Below are 25,648 nucleotides of genomic sequence, written 5' to 3' on the forward strand. Positions count from 1 at the left end.
CGGCTCATTTATTCAGTTCTGCACCGGTTGGCGAAGTGGCGCGAACGCCGCCCTGTCCGACCAAAATCAAATTGCCGTTGCCTGCCGCCGTGACGCCCGCCACCGAAATCCGGTCTGGGCGATTGAACACACTGAAGGTCTGCCCGTCGTCATTGCTGCGCACCACGCTGCCGCCGTTGCCGACGATCACGATCGAGCCATCCTCGAGCAAGGTCGCGCCAGACAGGCCGAATTCCAGGGCGCCGCGCGCAGCCTTGAGCTCGACCGGCTCCCAAGTGCTGCCAAAATCGCTGGAGCGGAACAGGTTGCCGCGCAAGCCGTAGGCCAGCAGCGTCGATGGCTGGGCGGTGCCGATGACCCCGAACAGCGAACCCTCGTACGGGCCTTCGACCCGTTCCCAGGTCTGGCCCCAGTCGGCGGAGCGGAACATGCTGCCCTGCTCTCCGACGATGAACAGGCCGGCATCCTTGACCGCGGCAATGGCGTTGAGGTGGTACTGATCTTCGTTGTCGAGGCGGTCACTGACGTCTTCCCAGGTTTTCCCGGCGTCGGTGGTTTCCAGTAGCGCGCCATAGGCACCCACGGCAAAGCCGTTGCTGGCGTCCTTGAACCAGACGTCGAGCAACGGCGCTTCGCGCTTGAGGTCTTCGAACTGCTTGGTCCAGGTCACTCCGCCGTCGGCGCTGGCGAGGATCTGCGCATCGTGACCGACGGCCCAGCCATGCTGGTCATCGACGAAGAACACCGAGGTCAGCAACTGCCGCGAAGGCACCTTGGCCTGGGTCCAGGTGCTGCCCTGGTCATCGGAATAGAGAATGTGCCCGCGGTCACCGACCGCGATCAGCCGCTTGCCGGCATGCACGACATCGAGCATCAAGCCCTTGGCGGACTTGGCCGACTCAATGGAATAGACCGTATCGACGGCTGGCGTGGCATTCGCCAGGGCCGGTGCCGACAGGACCGCGCTACCCAACAGCGAGAGCGCTGTAGCCAGCAACGCGAATCTGCGTAGTGCCGGCGGGCGGCCAATACCCACACCCATGACAGGCTCACTCATAGACCTTTCCCCCATTATTATTGTTAGGTCGTTCAACCTTTCAGGGCGCCGTGCGGGGCGTGCTACCGGATGACCGGGTTCAGCGTTGAGCTGAAACCTGCAATCTAGAGCCCCTTCTCGGAAGCTGGCCTATCCTATCCAGCTTTAGAATCGTCTGACAATCGACGCCACGTTATGTTTTGTTAACTTGGGGAGTAAGGGTAGGCGCTGAATGGCAAGGCATTAGTGCGCATGATGAAAAAAGGCCACGAAGGTTAATGCCGATCAGTTAAGCCCTTTTGTAGGAGCGAGCTTGCTCGCGAAGAACTCAACGGCGCCGCGTTTATACTGAATACACGCGTTATCGTTGACGTTTTTCGCGAGCAGGCTCGCTCCTACATTAGTAGATTGTGCTGTTCGCAGATTTTGCATCACATACAGCAAACCTGTGGGAGCGAGCTTGCTCGCGATGGCGGTGGGTCAGGCGCCATCGATGTTGAATAGGAAACCGCAAGCGGGCGCCGCAAGCAGGCACCGCAAGCGGGAGCCGCAAGCGGGCACCCGCCCCTACCTAAGCCAGGCTTTTGCTGACCACCTCGAAGACGTCGCTGGACAGCTCGCCCGAGGCGCGGATGCGTTCCAGTTCAGCTTTCATCAGCGCCTGGCGGGCGCTGTCGTATTTGCGCCAGCGGGTCAACGGCGCCAGTTGGCGCGAGGCGATCTGCGGATTGAAGCCGTTGAGCTCGATCACCAGGTCGGCGAGGAAGCGATAGCCCGAGCCGTCGGCGGCGTGGAAGTTGATCAGGTTCTGCCCGGCGAACGCCCCCACCAGCGCCCGGACCTTGTTCGGGTTCCTGAGGTTGAACGCCGGGTGCTCCATCAGTTGCCGCACGCGCTGCAAGCCACCCGGCAGGCCGCTGCCAGCCTGAACGCTGAACCACTGGTCCATGACCAGCGGATTGTCCTTGAAGTGCTCGGCGAAGCTCGCCAGGGCCTTGGCCCTCTCGGCCTCGAACGGCGAATTGACCAGCACCGCCAACGCCGTCAGGCGCTCGGTCATGTTGTCGCAGGCCTCGAACTGCTCAAGGGTCGCGGCCAGGACTTCAGGCTTGGCGCTGAGCATCAGGTAGGACAAGGCGATGTTCTGCAGGCTGCGCCGGGCAAAGTGCTCGGCCTCAGCGAGGTACGGTGTCTGCCGGGACAGCTCGCGATTGGCCTGATAACGCAGCCACAACCCTTCGAACAGTTGCTCGGCCAGTTGTTTGCGAGCAAATTCACGGGCGGCATGAATGGCCTCGACGTCCGCCACTTCGCTGATTTCGGTCAGGTAGGCTTCACTCGGCAGCGAGAGCATTTCGGCAACCATGGCCTGGTCCAGGCTCGGATCGGCGAGCACGCTGCGCAGCGCTTCGATCAAACGCTGGTCGAGGGCCAGTGCCTGCCCCGCCTGGTGCTGGCCGATCAGTTCCTGGAGCACTTGCACCGACAGTTGCTGGCCGGCTTCCCAACGGTTGAAGCCGTCGCTGTCGTGCTGCATCAGGAACATCAATTGGTCGCGGTTGTACGGGAAGCTCAGTTTCACCGGTGCCGAGAAACCGCGCAGCAAGGACGGCAGCGGGTGTTCGGCAATGTCGAGGAAGGTGAAAGTCTGTTCGGCTTCGGTCACCGACAGCACGCGGGAGGTGCCACTGGCCGCCGCTTCGCCGCTCAGGCGCAGGGCAATCGCCGCGCCCTGGCGGTCCAGCAGGCCCAGTTCCAGGGGAATCACGAACGGCAGTTTCTGCACCTTGTCCGGGGTTTCCGGGCAGCTCTGGCGCACGGTCAGGCTGTAGCTCCGGGCCGCGGCGTCGTACGACTCGCTGACCGCCAGACGCGGCGTACCGGCCTGGCTGTACCAGCGCTTGAACTGGGTCAGGTCGACGCCGTTGGCGTCTTCCATGGCCTTGATGAAGTCATCGCAGGTCACGGCCTGACCATCATGGCGTTCGAAGTATAGGTCGCTGCCTTTGCGGAACCCTTCGTTGCCGAGCAAGGTGCGGATCATGCGCACCACTTCCGAGCCCTTCTCGTAGACCGTCAGGGTGTAGAAGTTGGAAATCTCGATGAAGCTGTCCGGGCGCACGGCATGCGCCATGGGGCCGGCATCCTCGGCGAACTGATGGGTGCGCAGGTAGGCGACGTCCTCGATCCGCTTGACGGTGCGCGAATGCATGTCAGCGGAGAACTCGGCATCGCGGAACACCGTGAAACCTTCCTTGAGCGACAACTGGAACCAGTCGCGGCACGTCACGCGGTTGCCCGACCAGTTGTGGAAGTACTCGTGGGCGACCACCGCTTCGACCCGCTGGTGGGCGGCATCGGTGGCGGTTTCGGCACGGGCCAGCACGCAACTGGAGTTGAAGATGTTGAGACCCTTGTTCTCCATGGCACCCATGTTGAAGTCGTTGACCGCGACGATCATGAAGATGTCCAGGTCGTACTCGCGACCGTAGACTTCTTCGTCCCAGCGCATGGACTTCTTCAGGCTGTTCATGGCGTGCTGGCACTTGTCGATGTTTTCCGGCTCGACATAGATGCGCAGGGCCACGCTGCGTTGGGTCATGGTGGTGAAGGTGTCTTCGACGCACCACAGGTCACCGGCCACCAGGGCGAACAGGTAGGCCGGTTTCATGAACGGGTCTTCCCAGGTCGCCCAGTGCCGGCCGTCTTCGCCTGGGCCTGAGGCAATCGGGTTGCCGTTGGACAGCAGCACCGGATAGCTGTGCTGCTCGGCGCTGACCGTGGTGGTGAACTTGCTCATCACGTCCGGGCGGTCGAGGTAGTAGGTGATCTTGCGAAAACCCTCGGCCTCGCACTGGGTGCAGAACATGCCACTGGACTTGTACAGGCCTTCCAGGGCGGTGTTGGTTTGCGGGTGGATGCGCACGCTGGTATCGACCGTGAAGCTGGTGCTGGTCGGGTGCAGGGTCAGGTGGCTGTCGCTCAACTGATAGTCGGCCGGCGTCAGCGTGTTATCGCCCAGGGCCACCGACAGCAGTTCCAGCTGCTGGCCGTCGAGCACCAGCGGCGGCAGGCCGGTGCCTTGGGCCGGGTTGCGGCGCATCACCAGTTGCGCATGGACCAGGCTGTGGTCCTCGAACAACTCGAAGGTCAGGTGCGTCTCGTCGATCAGGTACTCAGGCGCCTGATAGTCCTTCAGGTAAATCATCTTCGGTTGTTCGGTGCGCATGGCTCGAATCCTTCTACTGATGCACGGCGAGCTGGTAGGCCGTGTATTTACGAATATTGATCACGCCGGTGTCGAAGATCAGGTACTGGCCCTTGATCCCCATCAGCGTGCCTTCGGCAATCGGGTTCTTGTCCAGGTTAAAACTGACAATCTTCGCCGGGTATTGTTGCACCGGGTAATGGATCTCCAGCGGCGCGACATCGGTCACCGGCTGAATCGCCTGCAAGCCAAAACGCGCCTGCAAGCCTTGCAGGCCTTCGGCACAGCTGGCAAATAGTTGATCGCGAACCGCGGCCAGGTCGACCGCGGGCGCTTCGCCCTTGAGCAAGGCGCGCCAGTTGGTCTTGTCGGCCACCTGGCTGCGGAACAGGTCTTCGACGAACCCCGATTGCTGACGGGTCGACACCCGCATGATGGGCAGTGCCTGGCGGGCGCCCTGGTCGATCCAGCGGGTCGGCAACTGGGTGGCGCGGGTGATCCCGACCTTGACCCCGGAAGAGTTGGACAGATACACAATGTGATCGGTCATGCAGAACTGCTCGCCCCAGCCCGGGTCGCGGCAGGTGCCGGCGTCGTAGTGACAGCGTTCCGGGCTCATGATGCAGACGTCGCACTGCGCCAGCTTGGTCATGCACGGGTAGCAGTAACCCTGGCTGAAGCTGGTCTTGGTCTTGCGTCCACAATGGCTGCAGTGGATCGCCCCCAGGAACTCCAGGCGCAGCGTGCTGCCGATCAGCGGGTTGACCGGCACCTCGGTATCGCCCAGGCGAAAAGCGTATTGCACCGCCGACGCGTCGAGGCGCGCCGACATTTTACTGATTGCACCGCGGCCAATCTCGATCAATGGATGGCATCCGACTTGAACAGGATATTCGGCACTTCGATCGACTTGGAGCTGCATTCCTGCGGGCCCATGTAGCCGGTGCGCTGGTCTTCGGGCAGGTTCTGCACTTCCCAGGCAATCATTGCCTGCAACGACAGTTCACGCTGCTCGGCGGTGAGTTTGCCGCCGTCGGACCACTTGCCGATCTCCACTGCCAGTTTCAGGCTCTGGTAGATCTCGGGGGTGATGTTGTTGATCATTTCGCTAAAAGAGGACATCAGGGTCTCCGTGCTCTTCATTTACTAAACAGATTAGAGGGCTGTTTTACGACGACTGTACAAGCCGCCCAACAAACCGGTGGCGCAGCCGACGAGTAACCCGCCGACGTGGGCCGCATTGGCGATTTCGCCGAAACCGATCAGCGAGATCAGCCCCGACAGACAGAGCACCAGCCACACCAGCATCATCACCAGCACGCCACGCGGCAGGCGATAAGCCGGGTTCGGCGCCAGCCATTGGTAGATCCAGCAGTGCCCAAGCAGGCCGTACAGCACTCCGGACAGGCCGCCGAACAGCCCCGGACCGCCGTAAAAATACTGGGCGTAGTTCGACACCAGGCTGAACAGCAGGGTCAGGCCCAACAGGTTGATGCCACCCTGGCGCGCTTCGATGCGCCGTCCCAGTTCCCAGTACCACATGCCGTTCATGGCCACGTGCAGGAAACCGAAGTGGATCAGCATCGGCGTCACCAGGCGCCACCACTGCCCCGCCGCCAGGCTGTCGGCCAGGGGGGTGAAATGGATGTACTCGCCCACCACGCGAAACTGCAGGAAGGTGAACCAGCGCATCGTATCGAGGTTGGTCCCCAGTAAGGTGATAGCGCCGACGATCAGCGTCAGCAGCAGCACCAAGGCGGTCATGGGGCTGGCGCGCAGTTGCGCAATAAAACCCGGACGCTGGGATTTCGCCGCGGGCGGCAAGTCCAATTGCTGATCGGGATCACCTGCTGGAAACCGTTGGTACAGCGCGCGCACGTCTTCGCTGACGGCGTGCGGCACCCAGAGCACCTGCTGTCCCGCCTCCTCGCTGACTCGATGGGGCACCTGCATACGTTGCAGCAGTTTGACAAAACCACTGAGGTCCACAGTCAGGGGCAGACGTAATACAGCAACAGCACTCATTGCGGGGCCTCCGGCCGTTCGACATCGACCCAGACGAATTTGCTCGGGTCGAGTCGGGTTTCCTGGTCAAGTCGATAGGCAACCAGCTTGCCGTACAGCACTGCGCTGTAGTCCAGGCACGCCAGGTTCTGGCGGATGGGCGCTGGTTTGCCGCTGCGCCAGTAGTGGCCGACGAACAACAAGGGCTCGTCGACGCCATAGCGCAGCAGGGTGTCTTTTTCCACTGGGGTCAGCGGGGTCTGGGCCACGGGTTCGGGCAAGGCGTCCGGCTGGAACACGATGTCGCCGTAGGTCTGCGGGTTGTCTTCCCAGAATTTGGTACGGAAGAACGAACGCGTCAGGCCATCGCCGCTGGTCATGGTCAAGCCGTGGGGCAGGCGCATGTCGGTGCCGCGCAACAGGCGGTCGAAGGCCATGCAGGCAAAGCTGCCGCTGACCGCCGCGGCCTGGACGAAGTGTTCATCCACGCAGCCGTCAGGGTGCTGGCGGCGCAGCAGGTCGATCAAGCCACCGTCCCAGCAGGCATGCACTACCCGGAAACGCCCGGCGTCGACAAACAGCGGCATCTCGTAGAACCATTCGAGGAAGTCGTGCCAGTCTGCGGGGTGGTGGGCAAACTGGCTCAGGGTTTCATCGATCAGCCGGGCATGGCGCGGGGTGTGCTCGCGCACGTACTGCTTGCCGCTGCCCGGTGGTGCCGGTGTGCTCCAGCCCAGCGCGTTGAACTCGTGGTTGCCCATGATGCACAGCGCCTGGCCTGCCTCGACCATGTCGTGCACCAGGTGCAGCGCCTCGCGGATGCGCGGGCCACGGTCGATGACGTCGCCCAGGAACACCGCCATGCGCGATGGGTGACGCCACACGCCACCCAGCTTGTGGTACCCGAGTCGGTCCAGCAGATGCTCAAGGGTATGAGCGCAACCGTGCACGTCACCGATCAGGTCGTAGCTACGCGCGGGATCGAGCATCAGTCGCCTCCACCACCCAAACGGCTGCCCCAGCCAAGCTTGGTCCGGCAGACTTCGTAGTAGTTGTGGTCCAGTGGGTGGATCAGCCGCAACTTCTGCGCCTTCTTGCTGATAGTGATGGTGTCGCCGGGTGCGCAGGTAAAGTGATTCTGCCCATCACAGGAAACCTGCGGGTAAATCTGCATATCCTTGGACACGACGATTTTCAGCTCACTGTTGCCATCGACCACGATCGGCCGTCCGGACAAGGTATGGGGGTACATCGGCACAATCACAATGGCATCGAGCTTGGGGTGCATGATCGGGCCGCCGGCCGACAGCGCGTAGGCCGTGGAACCGGTGGGTGTGGCGACGATCAGGCCGTCGGCTTTCTGGCTGCAGACGAACTGGCCGTCGATGTACAGCTCGAACTCGATCATCCGGGTCGACTTGCCGGGGTGCAGCACCACGTCATTGAGGGCATCGCCCTGGCCGATGGCTTCGGCATGGCGGCGCACTTCGGCCTGGAGCAGGAAGCGGTTTTCCACCAGGTAGTGGCCGTCCAGCACTTCGGCGACCTTGACTTCCAGCTCGTCGGGGCGGATGTCGGTGAGGAAACCCAGGTTGCCGCGGTTGATCCCCAGCACCGGGATGTTGTGTCGCGCCAGTGCCCGTGCGGCGCCCAGCAGGCTGCCGTCACCGCCGACCACAATCACCATGTCGCAGACTTCGCCAAGCATCTTGCGCGACGAGGTCTGCAGGCCGTGGCCGGGCAGGACTTCGGCGATGGTGTCTTCGAGAATCACGTGCAAGTGCCGGTCAAGCAGGAATCTTTTCAGTCGGCGAACGGTATCCAGCACCTGGGAACTGCCCAGGCGACCGATAATGCCGATATTGCGAAATTGCTCCATGGGGCTCCTGCGGGGGTCTGCGACGGCGAAAACCACGATTATGGGCGAAAGCGCTGCGTAGACAAAATCCTTTCAGCCGGGACTTTAGAAGCTATGCTCGCAAAATGATCCTGTTCCCCGATTTGCTCACCCTGCCCCACCAGTTGCACCACCCGCAAGTGCGCGACCTGGCGTGGGTGATTCTCGCCCCGCCAATGCTCAGCGCCACGCCCTGGCCGCAACGCCATCCGCTGGCCGGCAGCGCCTGGGTGGACGATCCGCAGCGCCTGGAGCGCTGGCTGCGCGAGCTCGACCGCGACAGCTACGCGCTGCTGCACTGGTTGTCCCAGGCTCGCACCCGGCGCCTGGGCCTGTATTACGAACGTCTGTGGCAGTTTGCCGTGCAGCATGCGCCGGGGATCGAACTGATTGCCGCCAACCTGCCGATCCGCCGCGAAGGTCATACCCTGGGGGAGCTGGACATGTTGCTGCGCGACCGCGACGGTGTGCATCACCTGGAGTTGGCAATCAAGCTCTACCTCGGCCCGCAACAAGGCAACGGCCAGGACCCCGCACAGTGGCTGGGCCCCGGTTGCCACGACCGACTGGACCTGAAGCTGGCGCACCTGAGCCAACACCAGCTGCCGATCTCCGCGCGCCCGGAGAGCCGCGCGGCCCTGGCCGCCCTGGATATCGGGGAGTTCAGTGCCAGGTTGTGGCTCGGCGGCTATCTGCTGTACCCGTGGCCGGGGCACGCCGAACCCCCGACCGGTGCCCACCCGCAACACCTGCGCGGCAGCTGGCTGCACCAGAAGGACTGGCCGGCCTTTGTCGCGCAACGCCCGCCCGGACGCTGGGTAAACCTGCCCCGCCACGCCTGGCTGGCGCCTGCGCACTACAGCGCCGACCAGGCCTGGCGCCCGAAGCAACTGCACGCCTGGCTGGCTGAGCTGCAACCCATGGCGCCGGCACAGCTGATGGTGCGCCTGAGCGAAAACCCTCAGGGCGACTGGGAGGAAGCCGAACGGTTGTTCCTGGTTTCTGATTTGTGGCCGAACGTTCCGGGGTCGAGCTGAGTTACGCGGTGCCTGGGCCGGCCTCATCGCGGGCAAGCCCGCTCCCACAGGTTTGGTGGTGTATGCAAAACCTGCGAACACCCCAAACACTGTGGGAGCGGGCTTGCCCGCGATAGGGCCAACGCGGTCCTAAACCGACAACCGCACCGCCAAGGCCGCCAGTGTCACCAGCAACACCGGCAATGTCAGCACAATCCCGACCTTGAAGTAGTAGCCCCAGCCAATCTGGATATTCTTGCGTTGCAGCACATGCAGCCAGAGCAAGGTCGCGAGGCTGCCGATCGGGGTAATTTTCGGCCCCAGGTCGCTGCCGATCACGTTGGCGTAGATCATCGCCTCCTTGACCACCCCGGTGGCCTGGCTGGCATCGATCGACAAGGCACCGATCAGCACTGTCGGCAGGTTGTTCATCAGCGACGACAGCAGCGCCGTCAGCAGCCCGGTGCCCATGGCCGCGCCCCACACGCCGTACTGGGCGAACAGATCCAGCCAGCCGGCCAGGTAGGCGGTCAGCCCGGCATTGCGCAGGCCGTAGACCACCAGGTACATGCCCAGGGAAAAAATCACAATATGCCACGGCGCTTCCTTCATCACCTTGCGCGTGGAGATCTTATGCCCACGGGCAGCGATAGCCAGCAACAGCGCCGCGCACACCGCGGAAATCGCGCTGATGGGAATCCCCAGCGGCTCCAGGGCAAAACACCCCAGCAGCAGGATCGCCAGCACCGCCCACCCGGCGAAGAAGGTGGCTTTGTCGTGAATCGCGGTCTTCGGCTCCGCCAGTTGCTCAGGCTCGTAACGCTGCGGTATATCGCGGCGGAAATACCACAGCAGTACCGCCAGGGTCGCGGCCACGGCCACCAGGTTGACCGGCACCATCACCGCGGCATAGCGGTTGAAACCAATGTGAAAGAAGTCGGCCGAGACAATGTTCACCAGGTTCGACACCACCAGCGGCAGGCTGGCGGTGTCGGCGATAAATCCAGCGCCCATCACGAAGGCCAGGGTCGCCGTCGGCGAAAACCGCAGGGCCAGCAGCATTGAAATGACGATCGGAGTGAGGATCAGCGCGGCACCATCGTTGGCGAACAGCGCCGAGACCAGGGCCCCGAGCAAGACCATATAGGCAAACAGCTTGCGCCCGCTGCCGTGCCCCCAGCGCGCCACATGCAGGGCCGCCCAGGCAAAAAAACCGGCTTCATCCAGCAGCAGGCTGATGATGATCAGGGCGACAAAGGTCCCGGTGGCATTCCAGATAATTTCCCAGACCAAGGGGATGTCGCTCAAGTGCACCACGCCACTGAGCAAGGCCAGCACCGCGCCGAGCATGGCACTCCAGCCGACGCCCAGGCCCCTGGGTTGCCAGATCACCAGGGTGATGGTCAGCAGAAAAATCAATGAGGCGATCAGCATGCACAGCAACCTTCAATCAACGAGTTTGGAAAAGAGAAAGCCATCAGCAGCAACGTTGTGGACGGCCAGGCATCGCCACCAACCGCGCGATATCCGCAGCCAGCCAGGCCTCGTTGGCGACCAGGGCTTCGCGCAACAGCCGGGCGACCCAGGGCGCAAGTTGCGGATGAACCCGGTAATACACCCACTGCCCTTGCCGGCGATCGGCGAGCAGACCACTGCTGCGCAATTGCGCCAGGTGCCGGGAGATTTTTGGCTGGCTGAGGTCCAGCGCCGCAGTCAGCTCACAGACACAAAGCTCGCCTTCGTGGGTGATGAGCAAGGCGATACGGCTGCGGGTGTCATCGGCCAGAGCCTTGAATACTTCGACGGGATTGCAGGATGGGGACATGGAGGGAGTGCGCCTGGACTAACCAGGCGCAAATATATGGAATTTCGAATATCTGGTAAAGCACAGTCTTTGGGAATTGGGTTCACGCGTGCAGCTGTCGAGCTCGCGAGACTGCGTCAACGGCCGCAGGACGTTCATTCGATATGGCAATACCGCGTGGGGTCGCTGCGCAACCCCACGCGGCCTTCGGCAGTTGCTACAAAGCTCACTCAGGATTTTTTGTGTTGCTCGACCCACTTGGCGTAGGCGTCGATGAAGCCTTGCAGGAATGGCCGGACCTTTTCCGAGAGCTTGCCCGCCTCATCGAAGGCCGAACCCGCGCCCCCCAGGTACGCTTCCGGCTGTTGCATGCACGGCACGTCGAGGAACACCAGGGACTGGCGCAGGTGGTGGTTGGCGCCAAAACCGCCAACCGCACCGGGTGAAACGCTGATCACCGCGCCCGGTTTACCGCTCCAGGCGCTCTTGCCGTAAGGCCGTGAACCAACGTCGATGGCGTTCTTCAACGGTGCCGGTACCGAGCGGTTGTATTCCGGAGTCACGAACAGCACCGCGTCGGATGAGCTCACCTGATCGCGAAAAGTGCTGTAGGCTGCCGGCGGGGTTACGTCGATGTCTTCGTTGTAAAGCGCCAGATCACCAATCTCGACGATGTTCAAGCGCAGGTTGGCGGGAGCCAGTTCGGCCAGCGCCAGCGCGACCTTGCGATTGATCGACTGTTTTCTCAAGCTACCCACCAGGACAGCAACCGTATAGACCTTGCTCATTGGAGATTCCCGACTATCTGGCTAAAGGAGCCTGTAGTTATAGATGATTCGGTGCCATTTCAGGGGGTTGTTGTGCGGTTATCGCGGCAAAACACTATTTTTTTCCTGTAGGAAAACTTACCAAGCTTATCGACGGTCTACAGAACCGCAAATTGAGTGACTTATCTCCAGAGGTTCTAAGCAGATGGCAGCAGTACTCGTCGGACAATTCCATGCAAGAGACGCGGAAGGCCGTGTCTATTCGGTGCATGAGTTCCAGGATTCCACCCCGTCGGCAGACGGTTTCAGCACCTCCGTTCCTGTTACCACCTACAAGCTGGCCATCGGTGATCGAGTCAACAAACTCGACGGCAACGAATTTGTGCTGGTGCAATCGGGCGTCACCATCATTCGTGAACCGGACGCCAACGTCGCCTCTTGAGCCCGCCGTCATGAGCTGAAGTCAACGTCACGGACTTGGGTTAGGATTCAGCCACTACCCCTCACCTGCTGAACATGGACTTCACGCATGCGTCTACGCCATATCGAAGTGATCCAGGCACTCCTGCAAACCAGCCATCTGGGCACCGCTGCCGAGATGCTGCAATTGCCGGTGGCCGCGATCGAGGGGATGTTGCGCGAGGCCGAGGATCATCTCGGCTTCATGCTGTTTGCCAGCGTGCGCGGGCGCCTGCAGGCGACCCGCGAAGCTCGCCAGCTACAGGTGCAGATCGACCGCGTGTATGAAGCCTTCGAGCCCGTGCAACGCCTGGCCGACAGCCTGCGTCAGTATCAGGCCCCGCCGTTGCGGGTGATCTGCACTCCGCCCCTGGCCCAGCAACTGGTGCCCCAGGGACTGGCGAGCCTGCGCCGGCGGTATCCCGATGCGCCCTGCTCGCTGCACAGCCAACCCACCCGCGATATCGTCAAGAGCCTGCTGCTGCGCGAAAGCGACCTCGGCTTGAGCCTGCATGACCCCGAACACGCCGACATTCACTGCCAACTCCTGGCCCAGGGCAAGCTGCAACTGCTGGCTCCCCACGGCTGGCTGCAACCGCGACAGAAGTACATCGGCGTGCAGGACCTGGCGGGCCAGTCATTGGTCGGGCTGGAAGGCCACGACCCACTGAGCCCGCTGTTCGACAGTAAATTGCAGGCCCTGCGCCCCGCCCCGGTGATTCACACCCGGGTGCAGACTCACCAGATGATGCGCAGCATGGTCGAGGCCGGCGAAGGCCTGGCCATCGTCGACCCATTTACCGCCCTGGGTGCCAAGGCCGGTGGCCTGGACGTCTGCCCACTGTCACCGGCGGTGCCGATCAACCTGTATGCCCTGACCCTCGACAATGCTGTCGCCACACCAGCATTGAGCGCACTGCTGGAGATTATCAAGGCACAAGCCGAGGCGATGCTGGCGGGCTGACCGGGTGCTCCAGCGGGTCGGCAAACAGGCGGTACCAGAACAACGCCACTTCCGCCGTCTGCGGGTCGATACCGCGATATCGCAGGTGATCGATGCCGCCAATCACATACCCACAACGCTCATACAGCCGGCAGGCGCCCAGATTGTTGTTCTGGGTTTCCAGCATGATCCCCGGCAGCTTCTTCTTGCGACTCCAGAACTGCGCCACGTCGAGCAATGCCTTGGCCACGCCATGGCGTCGCGCCGGCGCATGCACCGCCAGCTCATCGATATGGGCGAAGCCGTTCCAGTTGGTGCTGACCACGATGTGCCCCACCGGTTGGTCATCAAGGAAGGCCATGAAAATCGCACTGTCGGCGGCGTCGTGGAAACTGGCGAACTCCTCGGGGTCGATGCCGTAGCATTTGCGATAAGGCGTGATGGTTTGCAGTGGCCAAGCCGCCACCGGTGTATCAAGTTGGGCGCGGGCATAGGCCCTGACTTCAAAACTGAAGTCGCTGCCCCAGATGTACGCGGCAAAACCCTGGTCAGCGACACGCACTGCCAGGCCCGGGTATTTGGGGTTGATGACCGGTTGCATGCTGGGAAACGTCCTCAAATCTTGATGCAATCGACGGTGTAGTTCCGCCCATTGCCCTCATCTTCATGTTGCAGGCCGTGCACATCGGCGACGAACCCCGGGAAACTGCGGTCAAACGTGCGGGCAAACGCCAGGTAGTCGATGATCGAGCGAGTGGCCTCGGTAAAACGCTCACCGGGCATGATCAGTGGAATCCCCGGCGGGTACGGTACCAGCATCACGGCAGCGATGCGCCCTGGCAATTGATCGATGGGCACCGCCTCGACTTCACCACGGACCAGTTGATCATAGGCATCGGCCGGCTTCATCGCGACTTCCGGCAGCACCGTGTACATGCGCTTGAGGTGCTTGGCCGTGGCGTTGCTGCGATAGCAGGCGTGCAATTGGTCGCACAGGTCGCGCAAGCCCATACCCTGGTAACGGGCGCCGTCCTGCTGGGCCACACAGGGTAGGCAGGCAGCGAGGCTGACGTTGGCATCGTAGCTGCGCTTGAACTCCAGCAGCTCGGTGAGCAAGGTGCTCCATTTGCCCTTGGTGATGCCCATCGAGAACAGCACCAGGAACGAATACAGACCGGTCTTCTCGACCACCAGGCCGCGCTCCCAGAGGAACTTGCTGACCACCGCCGCCGGGATCCCACGCTCGCTCAGCGCCCCGCCGGCGGTCAGGCCGGGCATCACCAGGGTCACCTTGACCGGGTCGAGCAGCACGTAGTCCTCGGCGATATCACCAAAACCATGCCACTCGTCTTCGGGCAGCAGCAGCCAGTCCGCGGTTGCGACCCGGTCGATACCGGTCACCAGCGGTGGCTGCCAGATCGAGAACCACCAGTCATCGGCAGCAATGTGCTGGCGCAGATTGGCCAGCGCCCGGCGAAAGCTCAGGGCCTCATCGAACATCTCCTGCAACAGCGAGCGCCCCGCCGGCCCCTCCATCATCGCCGACGCCACGTCCAGCGAGGCAATGATGCTGTACTGCGGCGACGTCGAGATGTGCATCATGAAGGCTTCATTGAAGCGGTCGCGATCCAGTTGCCGGGCACCACCGTCCTGCACGTGAATCATCGAGGCCTGGCTGAAGGCCGCCAGCAGCTTGTGAGTCGAATGGGTGGTGAATACCAGCGGGCTGTCGGCCGAACGCGAAGTGCCCATGCCGTAGCGCCCGGCGAAGAACTCGTGAAACGCCGCATAGGCGTACCAGGCCTCGTCGAAGTGCAGGACTTCGACGCTGTTGCCCAGGGTTTGCTTGATCAGCTCAGCGTTGTAGCAAAGGCCGTCGTAGGTCGAGTTGGTGACCACCGCCAGCTTGACTTTGGCGGCACGGCCACGGGTCAGCGGGCTGGCATCGATCTTGGCCTGGATCGATTCAGGGCTGAACTCGCTCAAGGGGATCGGGCCGATGATCCCCAGCTCGTTGCGCTCGGGGCACAGGTACAGCGGGATGGCCCCGGTCATGATGATCGAATGCAGCACCGACTTGTGGCAGTTTCGGTCCACCAGCACCAGGTCATCGCGGGCGACCATCGCCTGCCAGACGATCTTGTTGGCGGTGGAAGTGCCATTGATCACGAAAAAGGTGTGATCGGCACCGAAGTTGCGCGCGGCCCGGGCTTCGGCTTCGGCCAGGGGGCCGGTGTGGTCAAGCAGCGAGCCGAGTTCGGGCACCGAGACCGAGAGGTCCGAGCGCAAGGTGTTTTCCCCGAAAAACTGGTGGAAGGCCTGCCCTACCGGACTCTTGTGATAGGCCACGCCCCCACCGTGCCCCGGGGTGTGCCAGGAATAGTTGGAGTCGGCGGTGTGCTGCACCAGGGCCTTGAAGAACGGCGGCAGCAAGCCATCCAGGTAGCTACGGGCGGCCCGCGCCACCTGGCGTGCGAGAAAGGGCACGGTGTCTTCGAACAGATAAAGAATGCCGCGCAACTGGTTAAGTTCGCTCATGGCGTCGGCCGGGGCGTTTTCCAGGGTGACCTGTTCGCCCAGGGCGAAAATCGGCAGGTTCGGCGCCCGGGCGCGGGCCACCCGGATCAACTCGGCCATGTTCTGCAGCAGGTGGGTGTTTTCCCCCGCCCCCTCGGCGGCAATCAACATGCACGCCAGGCCGTGGTGAGTCGAGGCAACCAGTCGCCCTTCCGCGTAATCCACCGCCGACACGACGCTGAAACCTTCCTGCTCCAACTCCCTGGCGATACCCCGGACGCGGTCACCGGCAACCGTGTCGGCCTTGATGTCGCGGTGAACGATGAGGACCGGGAACTTCAAGTCTTTGTACATGGGGCTTGGCGTCCTGAGACGGCGGACCATGGTCTGCCAATACACTCAGGGTAGAGGGTTGCGGCCCATGTAGCGAGCGATGCACCGGAACCTACGGGTAAACGGTATGGCTGATACGAGAACACCATGAACCCGGCACAAAAGCCCGCACAATCCATGGGTACACCGTCCCCCTGTGGGAGCGGGCTTGCCCGCGATGGTCGTGAACGATGCCGCGCCAAGCCAGGCTCAACGCGGGGTCCTTAAGTCCATCACGGACAAGCCGCAAGCGGGCGCCCGCTCCCACAGGGTCGGCGCTACTTCCTCAGCCCAGGGCTTTGGCTTCGGCCAGTTGGGTCCACAGCGCGGGCGCGCCGGCGGACTTGGCGATGATTTCCAGGCGCACGGCATGCTCGGCCAGTTCGGCTTCGCTGGCCCGAATGATCCGCGCCGGGGTGCGATCCGCCGGCAGGCGACGGATTTCACTGGCCTGGCTGCCGGAGCCATCACCCGAACCGTTACCGTCAGACGCATTGCCAGCCAGCGACAGGCTGGTCTGGCCGCCGGTCATGGTCAGGTAGACGTCGGCAAGGATCTCGGAGTCGAGCAACGCGCCGTGCAGTTCACGGCCGGAGTTGTCGACGCCATATCGCTTGCACAGGGCATCGAGGTTGTTGCGCTGCCCGGGGTGACGCTCCCGGGCCATCATCAGGGTGTCGAGGATCGAGCAGTGCTGGGTGATGTCCGCCCGGTCGTGCGCGCCCATCAGGGCAAATTCGTTGTTGATGAAACCAACGTCGAACGCCGCGTTATGGATGATCAGTTGGGCGCCCTTGATGAATTCAAAGAACTCATCGGCCACTTCAGCGAAGCGCGGCTTACCCACCAGGAACTCGTTGGTGATGCCGTGGACGCCAATCGCGCCCTCGTCACTTTCCCGATCTGGCTGCAAATAGACGTGGAAATGCCGGCCCGTCAGGCGTCGGCCGAGCAACTCGACGCAACCGATCTCGATGATCCGGTGCCCGTCGGTTACCGGCATGCCGGTGGTTTCGGTGTCGAGCACCACCATCCTCTGAGCCATCTATGTACACCCCTTCTGCGTAGCATTTTGCGTAGGGCGGCGATCTTAACACAGAGCTGCAAAGCACCGCCCGATGGCAGTTACAGGCCTCAGCCCTGGTCGCCACCGCCCACCGGCATTACCAACCCGGTGATGTAGGCCGCGGCGTCGGACGCCAGGAACAGGATCGGTTCGACCTGTTCATCAATGGTGCCATAGCGCTTCATCAGGCTGCTGTCGACGGTCTGGTCGACGATCTGCTGGTACCAGACCTGCTCCTGCGGGCTCTGCTCGGCGCTGTTGCGCGGGATTCGCCGCGGCGGTGCTTCGGTGCCACCTGGGGCCGTGGCATTGACCCGGATCCCGCGCCCGGCGGTTTCGAAGGCCAGGCATGCCGTCAGGGCGTTGACCCCGCCCTTGGCCGCGCCATAAGGCACACGATTGACACTGCGGGTGGCGATGGAGGAGACGTTGACGATAGCCCCACTGCCCTGCTCCAGCATGTACGGCAATGCGGCGTGACAGCACCACAGGGTCGGAAACAACGACCGCCGGACCTCCGCCTCGATCTGCTGCGCCTCGTAATGTTCGAACGGCTTGGCCCAGATGGTGCCGCCAACATTGTTGATCAGGATGTCGAGACGTCCGAAACGCTCGACCGCGGCCTGCATCACCCGGTCGCACTCGGTGTATTGTTCAAGGTCGGCCGTGAGGGTCAGGACTTCGCAGTGTGCGCCCAGTTGCTCCTGCAACTCGAACACCAGCTCAGAGCGATCGACCAGCACCAGGCGCGCACCTTCCGCCGCCATGCGCTCGGCCACTCGACGCCCGATACCCTGGGCTGCGCCGGTAACCAGCGCGACTTTTTCGTGGAATCTGTGCATTTCCAATCCTCAAGACGGTGTGACTGATCCCTGTGGGAGCGGGCTTGCCCGCGATGACTTCGGCACAGTCAACATCATTGTTGGCTGACCCGGCGCTATCGCGGGCAAGCCCGCTCCCACAGGGGATGGGGTGGCTGCCTGAGCCTGTCAGGCAGCACTGGCGGCAAATTTTTCGTAGTAGAAATTCTTCGGTGCAATGCCCTGCTCGCGGATGTACTGGCTCACCGCCTCGACCATCGGCGGCGGACCACAGAGGTAGACGTCGACGTCGCCATCGTTCAAATGCCGGGGTTCGATGTGCTGGGTCACGTAGCCCTTGAGCGGGTGGCTGCTTTGCGGGTTGGCCACGCAGGCGCTGAAGCTGAAGTTGGGGATGCGCGCGGCAAAGGCTTGCAGGCGATCGAGCTCTACCAGGTCAAAATCGTTGGTCACCCCGTAGATCAGGTGCAACGGATGGGCACTGCCCTGGTCGGCGATTTTTTCCAGCATGGCGGTGAATGGCGCCAGTCCCGTGCCCCCCGCCAGCAGCAACAACGGCCGCTGGATATCGCGCAGGTAGAAACTGCCCAGGGGGCCTGCCAGACTCATGCAGTCGCCGGCCTTGGCGATGCCGGTGAGAAAGCTGCTCATCAACCCGCCTGGAACGTTGCGGATCAGGAAGCTGACCTCGCCGTCACGCTGCAGCGAGCTGAATGAATAGGCCCGGGTCTGCTCGCTGCCGGGAATGCCCAGGTTGACGTATTGCCCCGGCAGGAACGCCAGCTTGCTCAGGGCCTCACCCTTGATCGACAGGGCTATGGTGCTGTCCGACAACTGCCGCACCTGGCTGATGGCGGCGCTGTAGCTGGCCTGCTGGGTGCGGCAGACATCGGACGAGGCCGGCACCCGCACCACGCAATCGCTCTGGGCGCGCATCTGGCAGGTCAGGACAAACCCCTGCTCGGCCTCTTCGGCCGTCAGCGCGTCTTCGATGTATTCCTCACCCAGGTCATAGCGCCCGGCCTCGGCAAAACACTTGCAGGTCCCGCAGGCGCCATCGCGGCAATCCAGCGGGATGTTGATGCCCTGGCGGTAGGCGGCATCGGCCACAGTCTCACCGGGGTTGGCGTCGACAAAACGGGTGACGCCGTCTTCAAAATTCAAAGCGATGGAATGGGACATGACCGCGGCCTCACAAATGGTAGACATCGATGACCTGGCGAACGTAGTCGTTCTTCAGGATCACTTTCTTGGCCTTGATCAGCGGGCTGTCACCGCGCACGTCGAGGGTGTAGAAACTGCTGCCGAAATAGCTGTCGACGGTCTTGTAGCGAAAACTCAGGGTGTGCCAGTTGAAGCGCACCTTGCACAGGCCGTCGTGCTGTTCGAGCAGCTCGATGTTGCTGATGTTGTGGGAGGTCCGGGTGTCCGGCACGCTGGCGCTGGAACGCTCGGTCTTGATACGGAAGATGCGGTCTTCAAGGCCGGTGCGGTTGCCGTACCAGATCAGGGAAATTTCCCGCTGCGGGTCTTCGGTCAGTTCGTCGTTGTCGTCCCAGGACGGCATCCAGAAGCTGGCGTCGGCGGCGTACAGCTCCAGCCAGTTGTCCCAGTCCTTGTCGTCGAGGTAGCGCGCTTCGCGGTAGAGAAAGTCGCGCACGGTGTCGTAGGTCACGCTCATGCCAGTTCCTCCACCTTGATCAACGCCGACTGCTCGGCGTCCAGCGCCTTGAGCATGGTTTGCTGCCAATACTTGTGTTGCAGCACGAACAGCCCTTCGTCTTCGGTGCGAACGCCACTGAGCAACGGGTGCAGGTCTATTTCCTTGGCTGCCTCGTCGGCGCCTTCGACCCAGTGTTCGGCGCCGCGGGACATGTCGTTCCAGGCGCTGGTGCTGCCCTGGTAGCCCATCTGGCAGGAACGGAACTCTTCCAGGTCGTCCGGGGTGGCCATGCCGCTGACGTTGAAGAAGTCTTCGTACTGGCGGATCCGGCTCGAACGCGCGGTGTCGCTCTCCCCTTTGGGGGCGATGCAGTAGATGGTGATTTCGGTGCGGTTGACCGAGATCGGCCGGGCAATGCGAATCTGCGAGCTGAACTGGTCCATCAGGTACACGTTGGGGTACAGGCACAGGTTGCGCGAGTTCTCGATCATCCAGTCGGCGCGCGCCTTGCCGAAGTCCCTGGCCAGTTCGTCACGGCGTTCGTACAGCGGACGGTCCTCAGGGTTGGACCAGCGGGTCCAGAGCAGCATGTGGCCCTTGTCGAAGGAGTAGAAGCCGCCGCCCTGCTTGGCCCAGGTGCCGGCGCTCATGGTCGGGTTCTCGTCCCCGCATTCGCGCTGCTTGCGCTGGTTCTGGGTGGCTGCATAGTTCCAGTGCACGGAGCTTACGTGGTAGCCGTCGGCGCCGTTTTCCGCGGTGAGCTTCCAGTTGCCTTCGTAGATGTAGCTGCTGGAGCCGCGCAGCACTTCCAGGCCGTCGGCGGACTGATCGACGATCATGTCGATGATCTTCGCCGATTCCCCCAGGTGCTCGACCAGCGGCACCACATCGGCCTTGAGGCTGCCGAACAGGAAGCCACGGTAGGACTCGAAGCGCGCGACTTTGGTCAGGTCGTGGGAGCCTTCGCAGTTGAAGCTGGCCGGGTAGCCTGCCGCCGAGGGGTCCTTGACCTTGAGCAACTTGCCGGAGTTGTTGAAGGTCCAGCCATGGAACGGGCAGGTGTAGGACGATTTGTTGCCGGTCTTGTGGCGGCAGAGCATCGCCCCACGGTGGCTGCAGGCGTTGATGAAGGCGTTGAGCTCACCGTCCTTGTTGCGCGCGATGAAGATCGACTGGCGGCCCATGGTGGTGGTGTAGAAATCGTTTTTGTTGGGGATCTGGCTCTCGTGGGCCAGATACAGCCAGTTGCCCTCGAAAATGTGCTGCATTTCGAGATCGAACAGGCGCGGGTCGGTAAACATCTCGCGCTTGCAACGGAAAATACCCTGTTCTTTGTCGTCTTCGAGCAGGGAGTGAAGGTATTCGGGTCGCAGGGACATGGCCGCCGCCTCCATTGTTTTTATTCAGGCAAGGCTCATGCTAGAGCCGGTGCTGGAGGGGCAATAGCCATTGGCTGCAGATCATTATCCGTTTTGTGCAATTGCCCCCATGGCGGTCAATGGCGGCGCTTGAGGGTATCGGAAGGCAATTCGCCGAACTGTTTACGGTAGCTCTCGGAAAACCGCCCCAGGTGCAGGAAGCCGTAGTCCATGGCCAGTTCGGTGACGTTGCGCACCGTGCAGGTGGGGTCGCTGAGGCAGGCGTTGACCCGCTCCAGTTTCTTCTGCCGGATGTAGTTTTTCGGGGTGCAGGCGGCATGCCGTTCGAACAGGCCATACAGCGAGCGCAAGCTCATGCGGGCCTGGCGCGCCAGTTCCTCGCTGCAGATGTCCTGCTTGAGATTGCGCTCGATGTAGTCGGCGATCAGCTCGAAACTCGAGGTCTGGGAACCGAGACCGGCGCGGCTGACGTTGGTTTTCATCAGGCTGAGCATCTTGCTGACGATGATCTGCGCGTAGTGCTCCTGGACCCGGGGCATGCTCTCGGTGGCCTCGGCTTCCTGGCAGACCATGCCCAGCAGATTGACGAAGCCTTCGAGTTCGGCCAGTTGGTAGCGGTTTTCGAGGAAGCGTACGCCCTGCCCCGGATGCAGCCAGCGTTGTTCCTGGCAGACCGACTCGAGCAGGCTGGCGGGCATTTTCAGGATGAATTTTTCGCAGTCGTCGGAGTATGTCAGGTCCACCGGATCGTCCGGGTTGATCAGCAGCAATTCACCGGGGGCGAAGTAGTGTTCCTGCTTGTGACCGCGCCACAGGCAGTTGCCCTTGAGCAGTACCTGCAGGTGAAAGATGGTCTCCAGCGCTGGCGAGGTGACCCGCACACTGCCGCCGTAACTGATGCGGCACAGGTCCAGGCTGGCGAATTTGCTGTGATTGAGACTGGCTTGCGGGCTGCCACTCTTGGGCAGGCGGATGCAGTGGTTGCCCACGTGCTGATTGACGTAACCCGACACCGCGTAAGGGTCGGCCTGCGCAAAGACACTGCTGCGCTCACTCAAGAGATGCGCTTGCATAACCGGTCACTCTCATTATTTTTATAGGCTGTGCAGGGCTGCTCGTGGCGCCCTGCTCAGGCAAATCAGGCCTGGGCATTCTAGGCAACTTACCCCACAGCGCAAAGCCACGGGAAAACCGCAGGGTTTTACCGTGGCTCGATTCCCGCGTGGATCAGTCCTCCAGTGCACGAACCCGCTCGTGACGCTGCTGCTCCTGGGGCTGGGCCGAGGATTGCAGGGTGAAGTCGAACTCGATTTCGGCAAACCGACCGCTCACGCCGTAGGCCGCGGCACGCTGCTGGTCGTCGCTGAAGGTAATCTGGGCGATCAGTTCGTCACGAGTGGCGTAGGCGAAGTCATCGTGCAGGTACTTGTCGCCATCCAGGTTGATCTGGGTGGTCAGGTGGCGATGGTCATCGGCCGAGATGAAGAAGTGAATGTGCGCCGGACGCTGGCCATGCCGGCCCAGTTGATCGAGCAGTTGCTGGGTCGGGCCATCCGGTGGGCAGCCGTAGCCCGACGGCACGATACTGCGAAAACGATAGCGGCCTTCGGCATCGGTGACGATGCGCCGACGCAGGTTGAACTCCGACTGGCTGCCATCGAAATACGAGTAGGTGCCGCCGGTGTTGGCGTGCCAGACGTCAACCACAGCCCCGGCCAGCGGCGTGCCGTCGGTGTTCTTGACCTGGCCCTGCATGAACAGCACCACACCCGGGTCGACGCCGTCATCCAGGCGTGCCTCTGCCTGGGACAGCGGTGCGCCGGCCACGTACAGCGGGCCTTCGATGGTCCGCGGAGTGCCGCCGGCCTTGCCGGCCTGCTCGTCTGCAGCGTCCATCAGCAGGTCCAGGTAGTGTTCCAGCCCCAGGCCGGCTACCAGCAGGCCGGCTTCCTGGCGGCTGCCCAGCACGTTGAGGTAGTTGACCGCTTTCCAGAACTCTTCCGGGGTCACGTTGAGGTCTTCGATGATGTTCACCGAATCGCGCAGGATGCGGTAGACCAGGGCCTTGGCACGCGGGTTACCGTCATCGTTGAGCAGGCCGCTGGCTTCTTCGAGAAACTTCTGGGCCGTGGCAGTGTGGGAAATTCTGACGTTCATGATTAATCCTCATCTTGTATTTATTAGAGTACAGAACAGGCAACAGCGGCTCAGCGATCGTCCTCATGAATAGAAGAAGGATGCCTGCACATCGCCGTCACTTCGATAGCCATGTAGGGATACAGCGGCAATTGCATCAGCAGATCGTGCAGTTCTTGCGCGCTGTCGACGTCGAACACGCTGTAATTGGCGTACAACCCGGCAATGCGCCACAGGTGCCGCCACTTGCCCTGCTGCTGCAGGCGCTGGGCCAGGGCCTTCTCGTCGGCCTTGAGTTGAGCGGCTCGCTCAGGGTTCATGTCGACCGGCAGGTTCACGGTCATTTTTACGTGGAACAACATGTGCAACTCCTCAGACTAAATGGTGGGCAGGGGCGATCTTGTCCCGGCGGAAAAACGCCAGGCGCTCTTCGTCCAGGTTCAGGCCCAGGCCCGGCGCCGATGAAACGTGTAGGTGGAAATCGCGGTACACCAGCGGTTCGCTGAGGATGTCTTCGGTCAACAGCAGCGGGCCGAACAACTCGGTGTCCCAGCTCAGTTTGTTCAGGGTCAGGAACGCATGGGCCGAGGCCAGGGTACCGATCCCGCCTTCGAGCATGGTGCCCCCGTACAGGCCGATGCCCGCCGCTTCGGCAATCGCCGCCGTGCGCAACACCGCGCGGGGTCCGCCATTCTTGGCGATTTTCAGGGCGAACACCGAGGCCGCGCCTTCCCGGGCCAAGTTGAACGCGTCCTCGACGCACTCGATCGACTCGTCGGCCATGATCGGCGCCGGGCTCATGGCATTCAGGCGCACCATGCCGGAACGGTTGTTGCGCGAAATCGGCTGTTCGATCAGGTCGATGCCATTGCCGCCGAGAATCCGGCAGGCGCGCAGGGCCACGGCTTCGTCCCACGCCTGGTTGACGTCGACCCGCACACTGGCGCGATCGCCCAGGGCTTTCTTGATGGCGATCACATGGGCCAGGTCGCGGTCGACGTCACCGGCGCCGATCTTCAACTTGAAGATCCGGTGCCGACGCAGGTCGAGCATCTGCTCGGCCTCGGCGATGTCCCGGGCGGTATCGCCGCTGGCCAGGGTCCAGGCTACCGGCAGCGCGTCGCGCACCCGGCCACCGAGCAATTCGCTGACCGCCAGCCCCAGGCGCTTGCCCTGGGCGTCGAGCAAGGCGGTTTCGATACCTGACTTGGCAAAGGTGTTGCCGCGAATGCTGCGCTCCAGGCGCAACATCGCCGCGTTGATATTGCTGGCATCCTGGCCCAGCAGCAGCGGGGTGAAATGCTGGTCGATGTTGGTCTTGATGCTGTCCGGGCTTTCATTACCGTAGGCCAGGCCACCGATGGTGGTCGCCTCGCCTATCCCCTCGATACCGTCCTCGCAGCGTACCCGGATGATCACCAGGGTCTGGTTCTGCATGGTGTGCATCGCCAGCTTGTGTGGGCGGATGGTCGGCAGATCGACGATGATCGTCTCGATCGATTTAATGGCAGCAGCAAGCATGTCGATACCCGTTAGGTTCTTGAAGTTCTGGGATCGATTCTCGTACGGCTTTTTTCTGGGTTCCAATATAGAATTGGTCTGGATCGATACCTTAAAGGTATTCACTCCTGTGGACGGTGGAGGGCTCATGGAGCTGCGTCATTTACGTTACTTCCAGGTGCTGGGGCAAACCCTGAATTTCACTCGCGCCGCCGAGCGCCTGCATATCGCCCAGCCGCCACTGAGCCGGCAGATCCAGCAATTGGAAGATGAACTGGGGGTGGTGCTGCTTGAACGTGGGCGGCCATTGCGCCTGACCGAGGCGGGACGATTTTTCCTCGAGCATTCCACAGCGTTGCTCGAGCAACTGCACAAGGTCTGCGACAACACGCGGCGCATCGGCCTGGGCGAGAAGACCTGGCTGGGCATCGGCTTTGCGCCTTCGACCCTGTATGGCGTGTTGCCCGAGCTGATTCGCCGCCTGCGCAGCAACGAGATCCTGGAACTGGAGCTGGGGCTGTCGGAAATGACCACCCTGCAACAGGTGCAGGCACTCAAGGCCGGGCGGATCGATGTCGGATTCGGGCGGATTCGCATCGACGACCCGGCGATCATCCAGACGGTGCTCAACGAAGACCGCCTGGTCGCCGCCCTGCCCGCTGGCCACCCTCTGCTGGCACGGCCCATCAGCCTCACCGAACTGGCCGCCGAACCCTTTGTGCTGTACCCGGGCAATCCCCGGCCAAGCTATGCCGATCACGTGATCGCGCTGTTCGAATCCTACGGGGTCAGCATCAAGGTGGCGCAGTGGACCAACGAACTGCAAACGGCGATAGGCCTGGTGGGCGCGGGAATCGGCGTGACGCTGGTACCGGCCTCGGTGCAATTGCTGCACCGCGACGACATCGGCTTCACTCCACTGCTGGAAAGCAATGCCACCTCGCCGATCATCCTCAGCCAGCGCATCGGCGATGTGTCGCCGGGGCTGAACCATTGCCTGCGGTTGATCGAGCAGTTGCGCAGCGCTTGATCGCTGCCGCGATAGCGGTGTGTCAGGCGC

General features: G+C 62.4%; 25 protein-coding genes. 4 read left to right on the plus strand and 21 right to left on the minus strand.

All coding sequences use genetic code 11. The features are described from left to right. Positions 1-4: 4 nt before the first annotated feature. The 7 genes from CKW24_RS14185 to CKW24_RS14215 all read right to left on the minus strand — a co-directional run bounded on the left by CKW24_RS14185 (position 5) and on the right by CKW24_RS14215 (position 8,127). Positions 5-1,057, minus strand: a complete 1,053-nt coding sequence (locus tag CKW24_RS14185) for a YCF48-related protein (RefSeq protein WP_095168812.1) — start codon at positions 1,055-1,057, stop codon at positions 5-7. A gap of 550 nt (positions 1,058-1,607) precedes the next feature. After that, positions 1,608-4,265, minus strand: a complete 2,658-nt coding sequence (gene pepN, locus CKW24_RS14190; RefSeq protein ID WP_095168813.1) for an aminopeptidase N — start codon at positions 4,263-4,265, stop codon at positions 1,608-1,610. Positions 4,266-4,278: 13 nt separating this feature from the next. After that, positions 4,279-5,109 (minus strand): DUF2797 domain-containing protein, encoded by an 831-nt coding sequence (locus tag CKW24_RS14195; protein ID WP_095168814.1) that lies wholly within the window; start codon positions 5,107-5,109, stop codon positions 4,279-4,281. Beyond that, the gene (locus tag CKW24_RS14200) at positions 5,106-5,366 is read right to left on the minus strand and encodes a YeaC family protein (protein WP_095168815.1); all 261 of its coding nucleotides are present in this window, start codon (positions 5,364-5,366) and stop codon (positions 5,106-5,108) included. Before CKW24_RS14200 ends, CKW24_RS14195 begins: the two co-directional genes overlap by 4 nt. A 33-nt stretch (positions 5,367-5,399) precedes the next feature. Continuing rightward, positions 5,400-6,269, minus strand: a complete 870-nt coding sequence (locus tag CKW24_RS14205; RefSeq protein WP_095168816.1) for a rhomboid family intramembrane serine protease — start codon at positions 6,267-6,269, stop codon at positions 5,400-5,402. Then, a complete protein-coding gene (locus tag CKW24_RS14210; protein WP_095168817.1) occupies positions 6,266-7,237 on the minus strand; it encodes a metallophosphoesterase in 972 nt (323 codons plus the stop codon). Before CKW24_RS14210 ends, CKW24_RS14205 begins: the two co-directional genes overlap by 4 nt. Next, a complete protein-coding gene (locus CKW24_RS14215; RefSeq protein ID WP_095168818.1) occupies positions 7,237-8,127 on the minus strand; it encodes an NAD(+) kinase in 891 nt (296 codons plus the stop codon). Before CKW24_RS14215 ends, CKW24_RS14210 begins: the two co-directional genes overlap by 1 nt. Positions 8,128-8,231: 104 nt before the next feature. Between CKW24_RS14215 and CKW24_RS14220 the strand changes: the two genes are divergently transcribed. Beyond that, positions 8,232-9,182, plus strand: coding sequence for a DUF1853 family protein (locus CKW24_RS14220; protein ID WP_095168819.1), 951 nt, complete (start codon positions 8,232-8,234; stop codon positions 9,180-9,182). Positions 9,183-9,311: 129 nt separating this feature from the next. Here CKW24_RS14220 and CKW24_RS14225 read toward each other — a convergent pair whose 3' ends face one another. From CKW24_RS14225 to CKW24_RS14235, 3 genes are all read right to left on the minus strand, one after another. Beyond that, entirely contained in the window at positions 9,312-10,595 is a 1,284-nt protein-coding gene (locus CKW24_RS14225) for an arsenic transporter (protein WP_095168820.1), read from the minus strand. Positions 10,596-10,638: 43 nt separating this feature from the next. Next, on the minus strand, positions 10,639-10,986 hold the full coding sequence (locus CKW24_RS14230; RefSeq protein WP_095168821.1) for a metalloregulator ArsR/SmtB family transcription factor: 348 nt from the start codon (positions 10,984-10,986) through the stop codon (positions 10,639-10,641). Positions 10,987-11,195: 209 nt separating this feature from the next. Beyond that, positions 11,196-11,753, minus strand: a complete 558-nt coding sequence (locus tag CKW24_RS14235; protein ID WP_095168822.1) for an NADPH-dependent FMN reductase — start codon at positions 11,751-11,753, stop codon at positions 11,196-11,198. 184 nt (positions 11,754-11,937) lie between these two features. On the opposite strand from CKW24_RS14235, the gene CKW24_RS14240 reads away from it, so the two are divergent. Together CKW24_RS14240 and CKW24_RS14245 are read left to right on the plus strand one after the other, a co-directional pair. Continuing rightward, entirely contained in the window at positions 11,938-12,174 is a 237-nt protein-coding gene (locus CKW24_RS14240; protein ID WP_095168823.1) for a hypothetical protein, read from the plus strand. Between the two features lie 87 nt (positions 12,175-12,261). Continuing rightward, positions 12,262-13,155: a LysR substrate-binding domain-containing protein gene (locus CKW24_RS14245; protein ID WP_095168824.1), complete on the plus strand. Its 894-nt coding sequence runs from the start codon at positions 12,262-12,264 to the stop codon at positions 13,153-13,155. On the opposite strand, the gene CKW24_RS14250 is transcribed toward CKW24_RS14245, so the two are convergent. From CKW24_RS14250 to CKW24_RS14300, 11 genes are all read right to left on the minus strand, one after another. Next, entirely contained in the window at positions 13,121-13,735 is a 615-nt protein-coding gene (locus CKW24_RS14250) for a GNAT family N-acetyltransferase (RefSeq protein WP_095168825.1), read from the minus strand. The two genes, CKW24_RS14245 and CKW24_RS14250, sit on opposite strands and share 35 nt — an antisense overlap. A gap of 14 nt (positions 13,736-13,749) precedes the next feature. Then, a complete protein-coding gene (locus CKW24_RS14255; protein ID WP_095168826.1) occupies positions 13,750-16,005 on the minus strand; it encodes an Orn/Lys/Arg decarboxylase N-terminal domain-containing protein in 2,256 nt (751 codons plus the stop codon). 304 nt (positions 16,006-16,309) lie between these two features. Beyond that, entirely contained in the window at positions 16,310-17,068 is a 759-nt protein-coding gene (dnaQ, locus tag CKW24_RS14260; protein WP_095168827.1) for a DNA polymerase III subunit epsilon, read from the minus strand. 89 nt (positions 17,069-17,157) lie between these two features. Further along, the gene (locus CKW24_RS14265; RefSeq protein ID WP_095168828.1) at positions 17,158-17,931 is read right to left on the minus strand and encodes a 1,6-dihydroxycyclohexa-2,4-diene-1-carboxylate dehydrogenase; all 774 of its coding nucleotides are present in this window, start codon (positions 17,929-17,931) and stop codon (positions 17,158-17,160) included. Positions 17,932-18,078: 147 nt separating this feature from the next. Then, a complete protein-coding gene (benC, locus tag CKW24_RS14270; RefSeq protein ID WP_095168829.1) occupies positions 18,079-19,092 on the minus strand; it encodes a benzoate 1,2-dioxygenase electron transfer component BenC in 1,014 nt (337 codons plus the stop codon). A 10-nt stretch (positions 19,093-19,102) separates the two neighbouring features. After that, on the minus strand, positions 19,103-19,591 hold the full coding sequence (gene benB, locus CKW24_RS14275; protein WP_095168830.1) for a benzoate 1,2-dioxygenase small subunit: 489 nt from the start codon (positions 19,589-19,591) through the stop codon (positions 19,103-19,105). After that, entirely contained in the window at positions 19,588-20,952 is a 1,365-nt protein-coding gene (gene benA, locus CKW24_RS14280; protein ID WP_095168896.1) for a benzoate 1,2-dioxygenase large subunit, read from the minus strand. Before benA ends, benB begins: the two co-directional genes overlap by 4 nt. A gap of 116 nt (positions 20,953-21,068) precedes the next feature. Then, positions 21,069-22,025, minus strand: a complete 957-nt coding sequence (locus CKW24_RS14285; protein ID WP_095168831.1) for an AraC family transcriptional regulator — start codon at positions 22,023-22,025, stop codon at positions 21,069-21,071. Between the two features lie 154 nt (positions 22,026-22,179). Next, positions 22,180-23,109: a catechol 1,2-dioxygenase gene (catA, locus tag CKW24_RS14290; RefSeq protein WP_095168832.1), complete on the minus strand. Its 930-nt coding sequence runs from the start codon at positions 23,107-23,109 to the stop codon at positions 22,180-22,182. Positions 23,110-23,159: 50 nt separating this feature from the next. Next, complete coding sequence (gene catC, locus CKW24_RS14295; protein WP_095168833.1) at positions 23,160-23,450, minus strand: muconolactone Delta-isomerase; 291 nt, start codon at positions 23,448-23,450, stop codon at positions 23,160-23,162. Positions 23,451-23,460: 10 nt separating this feature from the next. Beyond that, on the minus strand, positions 23,461-24,609 hold the full coding sequence (locus CKW24_RS14300; RefSeq protein ID WP_177440651.1) for a muconate cycloisomerase family protein: 1,149 nt from the start codon (positions 24,607-24,609) through the stop codon (positions 23,461-23,463). Positions 24,610-24,736: 127 nt separating this feature from the next. Here CKW24_RS14300 and CKW24_RS14305 point away from each other — a divergent pair, with 127 nt between their 5' ends. Continuing rightward, positions 24,737-25,618, plus strand: coding sequence for a LysR family transcriptional regulator (locus CKW24_RS14305; protein WP_095168835.1), 882 nt, complete (start codon positions 24,737-24,739; stop codon positions 25,616-25,618). Positions 25,619-25,648 lie beyond the last annotated feature (30 nt).

The sequence above is a fragment of the Pseudomonas sp. Irchel 3H3 genome (assembly GCF_900187635.1).
GTDB lineage: Bacteria > Pseudomonadota > Gammaproteobacteria > Pseudomonadales > Pseudomonadaceae > Aquipseudomonas.

Coding starts and splice junctions, on each gene's coding strand:
- CKW24_RS14215 (WP_095168818.1), bottom strand. CDS start 8,127: ATGGAGCAATTTCGCAATATCGGCATTATCGGTCGCCTGGGCAGTTCC.
- CKW24_RS14250 (WP_095168825.1), bottom strand. CDS start 13,735: ATGCAACCGGTCATCAACCCCAAATACCCGGGCCTGGCAGTGCGTGTC.
- CKW24_RS14285 (WP_095168831.1), bottom strand. CDS start 22,025: ATGCAAGCGCATCTCTTGAGTGAGCGCAGCAGTGTCTTTGCGCAGGCC.
- CKW24_RS14235 (WP_095168822.1), bottom strand. CDS start 11,753: ATGAGCAAGGTCTATACGGTTGCTGTCCTGGTGGGTAGCTTGAGAAAA.
- CKW24_RS14220 (WP_095168819.1), top strand. CDS start 8,232: ATGATCCTGTTCCCCGATTTGCTCACCCTGCCCCACCAGTTGCACCAC.
- catC (WP_095168833.1), bottom strand. CDS start 23,450: ATGTTGTTCCACGTAAAAATGACCGTGAACCTGCCGGTCGACATGAAC.
- dnaQ (WP_095168827.1), bottom strand. CDS start 17,068: ATGGCTCAGAGGATGGTGGTGCTCGACACCGAAACCACCGGCATGCCG.
- CKW24_RS14240 (WP_095168823.1), top strand. CDS start 11,938: ATGGCAGCAGTACTCGTCGGACAATTCCATGCAAGAGACGCGGAAGGC.
- benB (WP_095168830.1), bottom strand. CDS start 19,591: ATGAGCGTGACCTACGACACCGTGCGCGACTTTCTCTACCGCGAAGCG.
- CKW24_RS14300 (WP_177440651.1), bottom strand. CDS start 24,609: ATGCTTGCTGCTGCCATTAAATCGATCGAGACGATCATCGTCGATCTG.
- CKW24_RS14255 (WP_095168826.1), bottom strand. CDS start 16,005: ATGTACAAAGACTTGAAGTTCCCGGTCCTCATCGTTCACCGCGACATC.
- pepN (WP_095168813.1), bottom strand. CDS start 4,265: ATGCGCACCGAACAACCGAAGATGATTTACCTGAAGGACTATCAGGCG.
- CKW24_RS14200 (WP_095168815.1), bottom strand. CDS start 5,366: ATGTCCTCTTTTAGCGAAATGATCAACAACATCACCCCCGAGATCTAC.
- CKW24_RS14205 (WP_095168816.1), bottom strand. CDS start 6,269: ATGAGTGCTGTTGCTGTATTACGTCTGCCCCTGACTGTGGACCTCAGT.
- CKW24_RS14265 (WP_095168828.1), bottom strand. CDS start 17,931: ATGCACAGATTCCACGAAAAAGTCGCGCTGGTTACCGGCGCAGCCCAG.
- CKW24_RS14305 (WP_095168835.1), top strand. CDS start 24,737: ATGGAGCTGCGTCATTTACGTTACTTCCAGGTGCTGGGGCAAACCCTG.
- CKW24_RS14225 (WP_095168820.1), bottom strand. CDS start 10,595: ATGCTGATCGCCTCATTGATTTTTCTGCTGACCATCACCCTGGTGATC.
- benC (WP_095168829.1), bottom strand. CDS start 19,092: ATGTCCCATTCCATCGCTTTGAATTTTGAAGACGGCGTCACCCGTTTT.
- benA (WP_095168896.1), bottom strand. CDS start 20,952: ATGTCCCTGCGACCCGAATACCTTCACTCCCTGCTCGAAGACGACAAA.
- CKW24_RS14210 (WP_095168817.1), bottom strand. CDS start 7,237: ATGCTCGATCCCGCGCGTAGCTACGACCTGATCGGTGACGTGCACGGT.
- CKW24_RS14230 (WP_095168821.1), bottom strand. CDS start 10,986: ATGTCCCCATCCTGCAATCCCGTCGAAGTATTCAAGGCTCTGGCCGAT.
- CKW24_RS14245 (WP_095168824.1), top strand. CDS start 12,262: ATGCGTCTACGCCATATCGAAGTGATCCAGGCACTCCTGCAAACCAGC.
- CKW24_RS14185 (WP_095168812.1), bottom strand. CDS start 1,057: ATGAGTGAGCCTGTCATGGGTGTGGGTATTGGCCGCCCGCCGGCACTA.
- catA (WP_095168832.1), bottom strand. CDS start 23,109: ATGAACGTCAGAATTTCCCACACTGCCACGGCCCAGAAGTTTCTCGAA.